Below are 12,425 nucleotides of genomic sequence, written 5' to 3'. Positions count from 1 at the left end.
CTATAACTTATTTAGTTCGTCATTGATCAGTGTTTCACTCAATGGTACATAACCATTTTCAAGCAACTGTGACTGCGCCTGTTTCTGCAGCACAAAGGAGATGAATTCCTTCAGGAGCAGGGACTCTGTCTTATTGCGTGTGACAAATGTCAGATCGCGGGAGGGAGGCGCGGGATATTTGCCTGCTGCAACAGCTCCGGTCAGGTCTGACAGCGATCCATAGAATTGCTCGTCGGCTTCAATCTGTCCATTTTTATTTAAATCCAATGGCAGTACATCGATATGGTCAAACACTTTGTTTGTCTTTAAATTATATACGTAGTTGATATTGTTGAAGCCAATGCCAAACTTATCATCTTTAATAGCTTGGGCAATACCAGGATCACCAAAGATTCCAACACCTTGCAGGTCTTCCTGTTTACGTCCAAAAAATTTGGCCCAGGTTTCTGCTGCTCCGGCGGCATCCGAACGTACATAAACATTAATCGGATCTGCAGTAAATTGTGGATCAATTTGATTCCATGTCTTAAATTTTCGACTGGCAAAAATCTCCGCAAGTTCCTCCCGGGTTAAGCCGCGTTTCAGTAATGCTTTATAATTCGGGTTAGCAGGATTCAATGTGCATATCACAGCATCTTTGGCCACAATAATAGGGACTGCGCCTTTTTTGACTTCTTGTGGATGCAGATCCCGCGATACCAGCCCAATGTCTACCATACCTGTTAACACGTCGGCAATCCCTTTGCCTGCACCGCCTGCAGAGATATTAAAACGGACATGTGGATGAATTTTTTTGAAGTCTTCACTCCAGATTACGGCCAAAGGGTAGAGTGCAAAGGCCCCTGAAAGTGAAATATTGCCTTCAAATCCACGCTCTTTACTATATCCATTCTTTACTTTTGGTGCGCAGGACGTGATCTTAAATACGGTTATAAAGCTAAAAAACAGAATTATAAAATATCTTTTTATCGTTACACCCATTAGTCTACAGGTTTAGTATATTAAATTTTATACGGCAAATATATATTAATTTGGTAGATATTATAGAATATTAAAAAAATATTTTTACATTTGACTCGAGAAAAGAATACTAAATCAATAGATTTTATTTGTTTTATGCAAAGCTTCCGTACAGAATTAGAAAATCCAGTCGTGGAAAAGGAGATTATTGGACTTGAAAAAAAGATTCGATTATTTCACGAAGGTAAGATCGCTGATGAAAAATTTAGGTCATTGCGTCTAGCCAGGGGAGTATATGGACAGAGACAACCAGGGGTTCAAATGGTTCGTATCAAACTTCCATTTGGAAAAGTTACTTTTAAACAGTTAATCAAAATAGCGGCAATATCTGATGAATATGCAAGTCGTAACCTGCACCTGACCACGCGTCAGGACATTCAGATCCATTACGTTAGTCTGGATCGTACGCCAGAACTTTGGTCAAAATTAGCAGAGGATGATATTACCTTAAGGGAGGCCTGTGGTAATACTGTTCGTAATGTAACGGCTTCACCAACTTCGGGTATTGATCCGAAAGAACCTTTCGATGTCTCACCGTATGCACAGGCAACGTTTGAATATTTTATACGTAATCCGGTCTGTGCGGAGATGGGCAGAAAATTCAAGATGTCTTTTTCTGCAAGTGAAGAGGATACCGCTTTTTCGTATATTCATGACTTGGGTTTTATTCCAAAATTGAAGTATGTGGATGGTGTGGAAGTACGTGGTTTCAAAGTGCTGCTAGGCGGCGGACTGGGGTCGCAACCATTTTTAGCATCGCTAACAAATGAATTTCTTCCGGAAGATGAGCTTATTCCTTACATAGAGGCTACCTTAAGAGTGTTCGACCGATATGGCGAGCGTAACAACCGAAATAAAGCCCGTTTTAAATACCTTATTCAAAAACTTGGCCTGGAAGAGGTGTTAAATCTGATCGAAGCGGAAAAGATTGCTACAAAAGTAAAAACTTTCGCTATTGATCGAACCAAAATTGAGCAACCGCTGCCACCGGACGACAGCCAAATTACCGTACTTGATCTGGATACAGACTTAAACTATCAGGTATGGAAGAATACGAATACATTTGAACAAAAGCAGGCAGGTTATTACGGTGTCTATGTTCGTGTTTCTACAGGGGATATCGGTACCGATAAAGCGCGGTCCTTGGTCGCTGGCTTAAAAGATCTTGTTGCGGATGATATCCGGATAACACAAAACCAAAGTTTGTTGCTGAAGTATGCAACCGAAAAGACGCTACCTCATATTTATCAATTGCTCAAATCATTGGATCTTGCACAGGTAGGTTTTGACAGTACTGCAGATGTGACCACATGTCCCGGAACGGACACCTGTAATCTTGGTATTTCAAACAGCACCGAAATGGCGCGGGTCATCGAATCGTATATAGCCGAATTTCACCAGGATTTTGTTTTCAACAGAGACTTGAAAATCAAGATATCCGGTTGTATGAATTCCTGCGGTCAACATGGGCTGGCGCATATTGGCTTCCATGGCAGCTCGGTTAAAGCAGAGGGCAAGGTAGTTCCCGCTGCTCAGGTTATGCTTGGTGGCGGTACCATCGGCGACGGTGAAGGCCGTGTAGCCGAACGAATTATCAAGGTACCGACCAAAAGGGTATTGCATGTGGTTGAATTCGTATTGAACGATTATAAAAAGAATGCTGAAGAGACCGAGAATTTCCATGCGTATTACGACAGACAGGGTAAAAATTATTTTTACAATCTATTAAAACCACTATCGGATCTGACGACGCTTGCGGAAGATGAGTTTGTGGATTGGGGACATGAGGGGACTTTCCAAACAGCGATAGGTGTGGGTGAGTGTGCCGGGGTGGTGATTGATTTAGTGGCAACATTGATTTATGAGGCGGAGGAAAAACTACAATGGGCAAATGAGACATTCGGGGAAGCAAAATTCGCAGACGCTATCTATCATGCATACAATGCCTTTGTTCAGGCGGCGAAAGCCTTGCTATTAGATAAAGGTATCAGTGCAAGCACGCAAAATACAGTGATCAACGAATTCCAGACACATTTTGTGGAGTCCGGGGAATATAACTTTGATCAGTCATTTCCGGAGCTTGTCTTACAAATCAGTAAAAATGAACCTACTGAGGGCTTTGCAACCGGCTATCTGCAAGAGGCCACAAAATTTATCAATGAGGTTTATCAACGTAAAAATTTAACGCCTGTATTGGCTTAGGAGGGAACGGAATGTCGATAGAAGCAAAAGTAACTTTAGTAGGCGCTGGGCCGGGAGACCCAGACTTGATTAGCCTCAAAGGGATCAAAGCAATCCAGAAAGCGGATGTTATTTTGTATGACGCGCTTGTCAATGATGAATTGTTGGACTATGCGAAAGCAGATTGTATAAAAATTTACGTCGGAAAACGTGCCGAACAGCTTTCAACCTCTCAAGATGAAATTAATCGCCTATTGGTTGACTATGCCTTGAATTATGGGCATGTGGTGCGCTTGAAAGGAGGGGATCCATTTGTCTTCGGACGCGGTGGCGAGGAGATCGATCATGTGGCACAGTATGGTATTGAGACAGCGGTCATACCGGGTATTTCCTCCGCAATCGGCCTAACAGGGTTACAGCAGATTCCTCTGACTTATAGGGGGATCAGCGAGAGTTTTTGGGTGATAACAGGATCAAAATCTGACGGCAGTTTATCTAGTGATCTATACTTAGCTGCGGAATCCAATGCGACCGTGGTCATCCTGATGGGATATGGAAAATTAGCGGAGATCGTGTCCATCTATCAACAGAAAAATCTTCATCATTTACCTATCGCTTTGATTCAAAATGGTTCATTGCCTAATGAAAAGGTTGTGTTGGGCACAATAGACAATATCCTGGATGAATCTACTGAAAAGAGAGTCGGGGTACCTGCTATTATCATCATAGGTGAAGTGGTAGCGAAACACAGGTCATTTCAACAGATTAAAGAAAAAGCACTTGCATTATAAGGATGAATAAGTTATTTCCCATATTCGTTAAACTTGATCAGATCGAGACCTTATTGGTCGGCGGTGGAAAAGTTGCGTTGGAAAAATTCCAGGCATTGATAACAAATGATGAGAGATCGAACTTAACTGTCGTCGCAAGGGAAATTGTTCCTGAATTCGAACAATTGCTCGTCAATTATCCTCATATTCGACTTCATATACGTCCTTTTGAAACACAAGATATCGAAAACAAGCAACTGGTAATTGCGGCAACGAATAATGTGGAACTGAATGATGAACTTCGTGAGCTAACATCACTTCACAATATACTTTTCAATGCAGCGGATAAGCCAGATCTATGCGACTTTTATCTGGGATCTATTGTTACTAAGGGCGATCTAAAAGTTGCGATTTCCACAAACGGCAAATCACCAACGATTGCAAAAAGAGTGAAGGAATTGCTCAACGATCTTTTACCGGACGAAATTGACGAAACGCTTTCGCTGATGAGCGAATATCGTGAACAGTTGAAAGGGGACTTTGAATTTAAAGTAAAGAAGCTGAACGAACATACCAAAAATATATTACGTCATGAGCGTTAAGGAAATTAAAGAAATTATCGGCGATAAAAAGGGGGCGGAGATGCTGCAGACAATTGCATCACTATATCCTTCAGAAGTTGTTTTTTCGACTTCTTTTGGGATAGAAGATCAGATTATCACCGAATGGATCGGCAAAAATAATATCGGCATCGAGATTTTCACTTTAGATACCGGCCGATTGTTTAAAGAGACGTACTCTTTGTGGAGTCGTACATTGGAACGTTATCAGCTGAATATCAAGACATATACACCGGATACAGCATTGCTGGAAGATTTTATCAGCAAAAAGGGACCTAATTCTTTCTATGAATCTGTTGAAAATCGTAAAGAATGTTGTCGGATCAGGAAGATTGAACCATTGCAGCGCGCTATCAAAGGAAAAAAAATTTGGATTACCGGCATCCGGTCTGAACAATCGGTCAATAGACATGATATGGATTTTGTGGAGTATGACGAAGTAAATGATATCATAAAAATCCATCCGCTGTTTGACTGGACCTTTGAACAGGTAAAAGTGTATTGCAAGGAACAGTATATTCCTTATAATGTCTTACATGATAAGGGATTTCCGAGCATTGGTTGCCAACCTTGTACAAGGGCTATTCAGGAAGGAGAAGATTTTCGGGCCGGAAGATGGTGGTGGGAAGATCAGAGTAAAAAAGAATGTGGTTTACATGCTGTTAAATCTTAATCCTAAAAAAGCGTAAACCCGAATTCATTAAATCAAATTTATTATTTCAAAGAATGGACTATTTAGATCATTTAGAAGCGGAAGCAATATATATATTAAGAGAAGTCGCCGGACAGTTTGAAAAACCGGCATTATTATTCTCGGGCGGAAAAGATTCCATCACATTGGTTCATCTGGCAAAAAAAGCTTTTAGGCCGGGTAAATTTCCCTTTCCTCTGGTTCATATTGATACCGGGCACAATTTCCCGGAAACTATTGCTTTCCGTGACAGCCTTATTGAAGAGATCGGAGAAAAGCTGATTGTGGGCTATGTGCAAGATAGTATAGATCAGGGCAAAGTCGTTGAGCAAAAAGGAAAAAATGCAAGTCGTAATGCACTTCAGACTGTCACCTTACTCGAGACAATCTCGAAACACGGTTTCGATGCATGTATCGGAGGGGCGCGCCGAGATGAGGAGAAGGCACGGGCAAAAGAACGTATTTTCTCCGTGCGGGATGAGTTTGGACAATGGGACCCAAAAAGACAAAGACCTGAGCTGTGGAGTATTTTCAACGGTAAGATAAACAAAGGCGAGAATGTGCGGGTATTTCCGATTTCAAATTGGACTGAGCTCGATGTCTGGAATTATATCAAACGCGAACAAATTGCATTGCCATCCATTTATTTTAGCCATGAACGGGAGGTAATTACGCGTAACGGACAATTAATGGCAGCCGCACCATTTTTAAATATGGATGCGGATGATGTTATCGAAACTAAATCTGTTCGTTTCAGAACAGTGGGTGACATGACCTGTACAGCAGCAGTAGATTCCACAGCAATTGCTTTGGATGATATCATTGCGGAAATCAAAGCATCAACAGTCAGTGAACGCGGGGCCCGGATGGATGACAAAGTATCCGAGGCAGCAATGGAAGAACGCAAAAAACAGGGGTATTTTTAATTCCTCAAATCTAATACTTGATATTGACAACAATGAATATATTGAAATTTATAACAGCTGGTTCGGTAGATGATGGTAAGAGTACGTTAATAGGTCGATTGCTATACGATACCAATTCTATTTTGGACGATCAATTGGAAGCGATACAACGTGCCAATCGAAAAAATGATGATGGAACAGTAGATTTAGCGATATTAACGGATGGATTAAAAGCAGAACGCGAACAAGGAATAACCATCGATGTTGCTTACAAATATTTTCAGACCGATCGACGAAAATATATTATCGCTGATGCTCCGGGCCATATCCAATACACGCGAAACATGGTTACAGGCGCGTCTAATTCTGAGCTGATTATTATCTTGGTAGATGCAAGGAAGGGCGTGATTGAACAAACGAAAAGGCATTCATTTATTGCTAAATTGCTGGCAATGAAGCAGGTATTGGTATGTGTCAATAAAATGGATATGGTGGATTATAGCGCCGCTGTTTTTGAACAAATCAAAAATGACTATCAGCAATTGGCTGCCAATCTAGGGCTTCAGGACGTTGATTTTATCCCTGTATCCGCATTAAAAGGTGACAATATTGTTCATAAATCTGAGCGTATGCTCTGGTATTCAGGAGAATCATTGTTGGACTACCTGGAAAATGTTGAAATTCACGAAAATCAGGCAGCGAACTGGAGGTTCCCGGTACAATGGGTTGTCAGGCCACAAACGGATGATCTCCATGATTATAGGGGATATGCAGGTAGAGTATTAGGAGAGGGGCTTACGGTAGGTGATCAGGTAATTATTTATCCCTCAGAAACATACAGCACTGTCAAGGCCATAGAATTTAATGGTCTGCAGCTTGATCGGGCAGAAAATGGACAGTCAGTTATTCTTCATTTAACAGACGATGTGGACATTAGTCGCGGTGACACGATTGCTAATGTTGAAAAACAACCAAAATTTGAGCGCAATATACAGGCAAATGTATGTTGGTTTGACAATAAACCTCTGGATACCGAACAGATCTATTTGCTACAGAGCCATAGTAAATTGACAAAAATAAAAATTGTTGATGTGCTTTATAAATTTGACATCAATACACAGGAAAAAGTCTTTGACGAAACGATCAAGCTCAATGATATTGGCCGGATCGCGATCAAATCTGCTGAAAATCTTGTATTCGATTTGCAGGCAGAAAATGCCGCGAATTCGCAAGCGATCGTGATTGATCCACGGACTAATCTAACAGTTGGCGCGCTGATGATTCAAGCTGTTGATTAATAATTTTATCTGTAAATATTCAACCTAAATATTTATTGAGGAATCCGGGCGTAATGCCCGGATTCCTTTTTTATTTACAATAATTGTTTTAAAAGCCGCTGTTTTCATCCATTCATATAATTGTTATAATTTATATTATGTTAAATAACAATTTATAAATCCACCCCTCTGCACAACGTGACTCCACGACAGCCTTATAAATATCAAAATTTATAAAGACTAGAATTACGTAAATCATTACGTTTAGCCCGTTCTATTATAAAAACGAAAATGATTCTTCTTTTTATTCAAAATGTCGAATAAAATACACGGATGATTTGATTTTGGCTACAATTCGCTATAATCAACCTAAATAAGCCTATATAGTATAGAATTCGAAATTTCATTATAATTGCTCAAAATTTGTAAAAAATTAACAAAAATTGGTTTTCTGTTAAAAAATACATAAATTAGTGCCAGCCAAAGGGAAATTTTACTAATTAAAACATGTCAAAAAATTTTAACGAGTTCATTGCGAGCGTTGAGAAACGCAATCCAAATGAACCAGAATTCTTACAAGCAGTAAAAGAAGTTACAGAGGATTTATTTCCTTATATCACCAACAATCATCCTGAGTTTTTCGACCAAAAAATTCTTGAACGTCTGACCGAACCTGAACGTATTATTTCTTTTCGTGTAACTTGGTTAGATGACAATCATCAGGTGCAGGTAAACCGTGGATACCGTGTACAAATGAATAGTTCTATAGGTCCATATAAAGGAGGTCTCCGCTTCGCTCCTTCTGTGAATCAGAGCATCTTGAAATTCCTTGCTTTTGAACAAGTTTTCAAAAACAGTTTAACGGGCCTACCGATCGGTGGTGGTAAAGGCGGTTCCGATTTTGACCCAAAAGGTAAATCAGATAATGAAATCATGCGTTTTTGCCAGAGCTTTATGACGGAATTATATCGTCATATAGGTGCAGATACAGATGTTCCTGCTGGGGATATCGGTGTTGGTGGACGCGAAATTGGCTTTTTATTCGGACAATTTAAGCGTCTTCAGAATAACTTTACAGGTGTTTTAACGGGTAAAGGTGAATTATGGGGTGGTTCCTATATTCGTCCGGAAGCTACCGGATATGGACTTTTATACTTTGTTGACTGCATATTTAAACATAAGGGACAATCCTTAAAAGGTAAAGTCGCAACAGTTTCAGGTGCTGGTAACGTTGCATTTTATGCAGTTGAAAAAGCAATGCAATTAGGTGCAAAAGTAATTACTGTCTCTAATAGCCTCGGCACATTGCATGATCCAGATGGCTTTGATACTGAGAAGATGGCTTTTGGAGCAACTTTGGGACGAAATTTAGATCAATACCCTACCCGTTATCCAAATACACAGTTTTTGCCGGGACAAAAACCTTGGCAGTTTAAATGTGATATCGCATTACCCTGTGCAACACAAAATGAACTGGATGAGTCTGACGCGAAAACACTTGTGGCGAATGGATGTATTTGTGTCGCTGAAGGTGCTAATATGCCTTCAACAGCCGAAGCAATTAAGATTTTCTTAGATGCCAAAATTAGTTTTGCTCCGGGAAAAGCAGCAAATGCAGGTGGAGTTGCTGTCAGTGGTTTGGAAATGTCCCAAAACTCGATCCGTACACAATGGGGTACCGAGGAAGTTGATAGCCGTCTGAAAACAATTATGGAAAGCATTCACGAGACTTGTCTGAAATACGGCAAAGAAAGTGATTTTGTTAACTACTTAAAAGGTGCCAATATTGGCGGCTTTATTAAAGTAGCCAATGCTATGAAAGCGCAAGGAGTTGTATAATCAGCCTTTTTCTAATCATATCATAATCCTGAACGCTCAAATGTATTTCATTTGGGCGTTTTTTTATACTTTTATGGTAATTTTTAAAACAAAGAGATTTACATGAGATTAATAGCGGAACTCCCCCATCCTGATTGCAAGATTTCCATCTTTGGAATGAATCAAAAATTCATCATCAAATTTGAACAAGGAAATCTGGAGCAATCCTATAAAATTGCAGAGGTTGACATCATAGGCGGCGTAAATGGTGTTTTTGAATTGCTTGATGAGGAATTTCTTAAAAGTGTAATAGATCAGTTCTCTTTAATGCGTCAATCTTTTAACGGTGCTTACAGTAGATACGAATAGCGACAATATGTTAAACTACCTTTATTTTGCGGCATTTTGGGCTTGCCAAATTGTCTCCTCTATCCTATTTAAACTGGGTGGTATTCACCCTAAGTATAAATGGGCTGCGTTGATTGTTGGGAATATTATTTTGCTTTCGGCAAGTTGGTTTCTCATTCAATTATTTAAGAATGTCTCTCAACCTATAGTTATAGCATTATGTTCAGGAGGGACTTTTCTGACGGTTCAGTTGGCAATGGCATTTTACTTTAAAAGTCCACTGAGCTGGCTGCAAGTTGTCGGTATGTTTGTTATCATTGTGGGTATGGTGATGATCACCTTTGGTGGCAAAGATCAAGCGATCTAAAAAATAAAGAGCACTCGCATGCGTACATATGCGAGTGCTCTTATATTGCTATAAATAAGCATAAGTTATTCCGTCTCCACCGCGGTCTTGATGTTCATCTTCAAACCGGCTGACATGACTGTATTTACGTAAGTAATCCCGAATGAATTTTCGCAGAATACCGTCTCCTTTACCGTGGATAATTTTTAGTGAAGGATAGCCTACCATAACAGCCCTATCCAGTACCTTCTCCAATTCATTCAATGCATCTTCGGTACGCATTCCTCTCAGGTCTATTTCCGGATTAAAATCCGCTACCGTTCCAGCTGACAATGATTTAGATAAACTTTTAGCGGATTTCTTATTTTCCCGTCCTTCGAGCTTAAGGACATTCTTCCGCTTTTGTACTGTGCGCAATTCTCCCATGGCAAGGATCAAGTTGTTTTTTGCTATTTCAACAACCTGTGCTTCAGCTCCATTGTCAATAATCTGTACCCAGTCACCTACGGTCAGTTCGGAAGATTCCGTTATTTTCTCTTTGATGACTTGCTTCGCCGCCTGTTCTTTTGGCAAAACGGCTTTCAAAGCCTGATCCAGATTGCTGCGCAGTTCACGGGTTTTCTCCTTATCAGCTTTCGCCGACTTGATCTGTGCAACCGTATTTTCGATTAATTTATTGGAGTTCTTGATGATTTCCTGAGCCTCTTCTTTGGCCTTTTTCAGTATTACCCTTTTATTTTCCTCAAGATAACTTTGTAATTCCAGGTACTCCGATTTAAGAGATTCAAGTTCTTTTTCCCTTTTATTGATGGCAACTTTCGTGTCAAACACCTCTTTCTTTTCCCGTTCGAGGTCGATCAATAAGGTATCTACTTTTTTCTGTTGTACACCAATTTTCCCTTTGGCAGCCTCCAGAATATCTTTTCCCAATCCTATTTTCTGTGCTATTTCGAAGGCGTAAGAACTACCGGGTTTACCGATCTGGAGAATATACATGGGGCGCATCTCGCGGTTATCGAACAACATGGAGGCGTTCTCCAGACCCGTCGTATTGCTCGCAAACACCTTTAAGTTTGAGTAGTGGGTGGTCACCACACCTCTAATCTGCTTTTTATTCAACGATTCCAACACGGCTTCGGCAATAGGTCCACCAAATAAAGGATCTGTTCCGGTACCGAATTCATCAATGAGTACCAAGGTGCGTCCATTGGCAAATTCCGTAAAATATTTCATTTTCGACAAGTGCGCACTATATGTACTGAGATCACTCTCAATTGATTGATCATCACCGATGTCGGCAAATATCTGCTTGAATACGCCTACTTTCGTCGTTGGCTCAGCTGGGATCAATAAACCCGATTGTACCATGATCTGTAGCAAACCTACCGTCTTCATACAGACTGACTTACCACCGGCATTTGGTCCGGAGACAACAATTACACGTTGCAACTGGTCGATCTGTATATTCAATGGAACGACGGTGCCTTTGTGGTGTTCGTTAAGTATGAGTAAAGGGTGGCGCGCATTGATGAGATTGATCTCCGCTTCTTTGGATAGTTCCGGCATCTCGGCCTCAATATCCAGGGCAAACAATGCTTTGGCTCTAACAAAATCTACCTTGGTCAATAAACCATGATAAGACAGCAATAATGGGAGATGTGGACGTACTTTATCTGTGAGTTCCACAAGAATTCGGATAACCTCCCGCCTGCGCTCAAATTCAAGATCTCTAATCTTATTGTTAAGCTGGAATACCTCTTCTGGTTCAATATAAGCTGTTTGTCCTGTTGCTGATTCGTCGTGGATCAATCCTTTGAGCTTTCTTTTGTTCTCCGCCAAGATGGGGATACATAGACGCCCATCGCGTACGGTCAAATTGCCATCCGCCGTCCACCCGCTGTCCTGGGCGTTTTTGAAAATACTATTTATGCGTTTGAGCACATCTTGTTCCGCACGTTGTATTTGCTGGGTGATCTCAAGTAACAGGCGGGAAGCATTATTTTTGAGTTTTCCACGCTCGTCGATGACTGTTTCAATATCACGGATGATTCCCTTCTCTATCGGTAAATGCTCAAATAGCACTTCCAAATTTGGATATAGCCCCTCTCTTTCGTTAAAATATCGAATGATGGCGTAAACAGTTTTCAACGACAACAAGACACGAAAAAACTCTTCTTCAAGTAGAAAAGCACCTTCGACCCTAGCCTTTTCAACAATGGATTTTAAAGGAAAAAAATTCTCGACCGGAAATGCCCCATCGTTGACAAGGAGATCTTTAAATTCGCTCGTCTGCCTCAAAAAACGATCTATCTGATCAAAGCGAGTTTGTGGCTGAATTTTCTCAACCAGTTCACGTCCTGACTCGCTCAGGCACTTTTGTTTTATTTTATCTTTTATCTCGTAAAAACCGAGTTTATCTATCGCATTTAATGGATATACCATAAAATTA

Annotated in this window: 11 protein-coding genes; 9 read left to right on the top strand and 2 right to left on the bottom strand. The window is 40.5% G+C overall.

Annotated elements, in window-relative coordinates; genetic code table 11:
- The gene (locus DCO56_RS13535; protein WP_108634289.1) at window positions 1-981 is read right to left on the bottom strand and encodes a PstS family phosphate ABC transporter substrate-binding protein; all 981 of its coding nucleotides are present in this window, start codon (window positions 979-981) and stop codon (window positions 1-3) included.
- Window positions 982-1,116: 135 nt separating this feature from the next.
- Here DCO56_RS13535 and DCO56_RS13530 point away from each other — a divergent pair, with 135 nt between their 5' ends.
- From DCO56_RS13530 to DCO56_RS13490, 9 genes are all read left to right on the top strand, one after another.
- Complete coding sequence (locus DCO56_RS13530; RefSeq protein ID WP_108634288.1) at window positions 1,117-3,222, top strand: HEPN domain-containing protein; 2,106 nt, start codon at window positions 1,117-1,119, stop codon at window positions 3,220-3,222.
- A gap of 11 nt (window positions 3,223-3,233) precedes the next feature.
- Window positions 3,234-3,992 (top strand): uroporphyrinogen-III C-methyltransferase, encoded by a 759-nt coding sequence (gene cobA / locus DCO56_RS13525; RefSeq protein ID WP_108634287.1) that lies wholly within the window; start codon window positions 3,234-3,236, stop codon window positions 3,990-3,992.
- A 2-nt stretch (window positions 3,993-3,994) separates the two neighbouring features.
- The gene (locus tag DCO56_RS13520; protein WP_108634286.1) at window positions 3,995-4,573 is read left to right on the top strand and encodes a precorrin-2 dehydrogenase/sirohydrochlorin ferrochelatase family protein; all 579 of its coding nucleotides are present in this window, start codon (window positions 3,995-3,997) and stop codon (window positions 4,571-4,573) included.
- On the top strand, window positions 4,563-5,264 hold the full coding sequence (locus tag DCO56_RS13515; protein ID WP_108634285.1) for a phosphoadenylyl-sulfate reductase: 702 nt from the start codon (window positions 4,563-4,565) through the stop codon (window positions 5,262-5,264). Before DCO56_RS13520 ends, DCO56_RS13515 begins: the two co-directional genes overlap by 11 nt.
- Before the next feature lie 53 nt (window positions 5,265-5,317).
- Complete coding sequence (gene cysD / locus DCO56_RS13510; RefSeq protein WP_108634284.1) at window positions 5,318-6,208, top strand: sulfate adenylyltransferase subunit CysD; 891 nt, start codon at window positions 5,318-5,320, stop codon at window positions 6,206-6,208.
- A 32-nt stretch (window positions 6,209-6,240) separates the two neighbouring features.
- Window positions 6,241-7,485, top strand: coding sequence for a sulfate adenylyltransferase subunit 1 (locus DCO56_RS13505; protein WP_108634283.1), 1,245 nt, complete (start codon window positions 6,241-6,243; stop codon window positions 7,483-7,485).
- A gap of 486 nt (window positions 7,486-7,971) precedes the next feature.
- Window positions 7,972-9,303 (top strand): NADP-specific glutamate dehydrogenase, encoded by a 1,332-nt coding sequence (gdhA, locus tag DCO56_RS13500; protein ID WP_108634282.1) that lies wholly within the window; start codon window positions 7,972-7,974, stop codon window positions 9,301-9,303.
- Between the two features lie 102 nt (window positions 9,304-9,405).
- The gene (locus DCO56_RS13495; RefSeq protein ID WP_108634281.1) at window positions 9,406-9,651 is read left to right on the top strand and encodes a hypothetical protein; all 246 of its coding nucleotides are present in this window, start codon (window positions 9,406-9,408) and stop codon (window positions 9,649-9,651) included.
- A gap of 7 nt (window positions 9,652-9,658) precedes the next feature.
- Window positions 9,659-9,997 (top strand): hypothetical protein, encoded by a 339-nt coding sequence (locus tag DCO56_RS13490; RefSeq protein WP_108634280.1) that lies wholly within the window; start codon window positions 9,659-9,661, stop codon window positions 9,995-9,997.
- Between the two features lie 48 nt (window positions 9,998-10,045).
- On the opposite strand, the gene DCO56_RS13485 is transcribed toward DCO56_RS13490, so the two are convergent.
- Window positions 10,046-12,418 (bottom strand): endonuclease MutS2, encoded by a 2,373-nt coding sequence (locus tag DCO56_RS13485; protein ID WP_108634279.1) that lies wholly within the window; start codon window positions 12,416-12,418, stop codon window positions 10,046-10,048.
- Between the last annotated feature and the right edge of the window lie 7 nt (window positions 12,419-12,425).

Origin of the sequence: Sphingobacterium athyrii, assembly GCF_003071065.1 — a bacterium.
In the GTDB taxonomy this organism is placed as follows: domain Bacteria; phylum Bacteroidota; class Bacteroidia; order Sphingobacteriales; family Sphingobacteriaceae; genus Sphingobacterium; species Sphingobacterium athyrii.
This window is presented reverse-complemented; position numbering and strand designations above follow the sequence as displayed.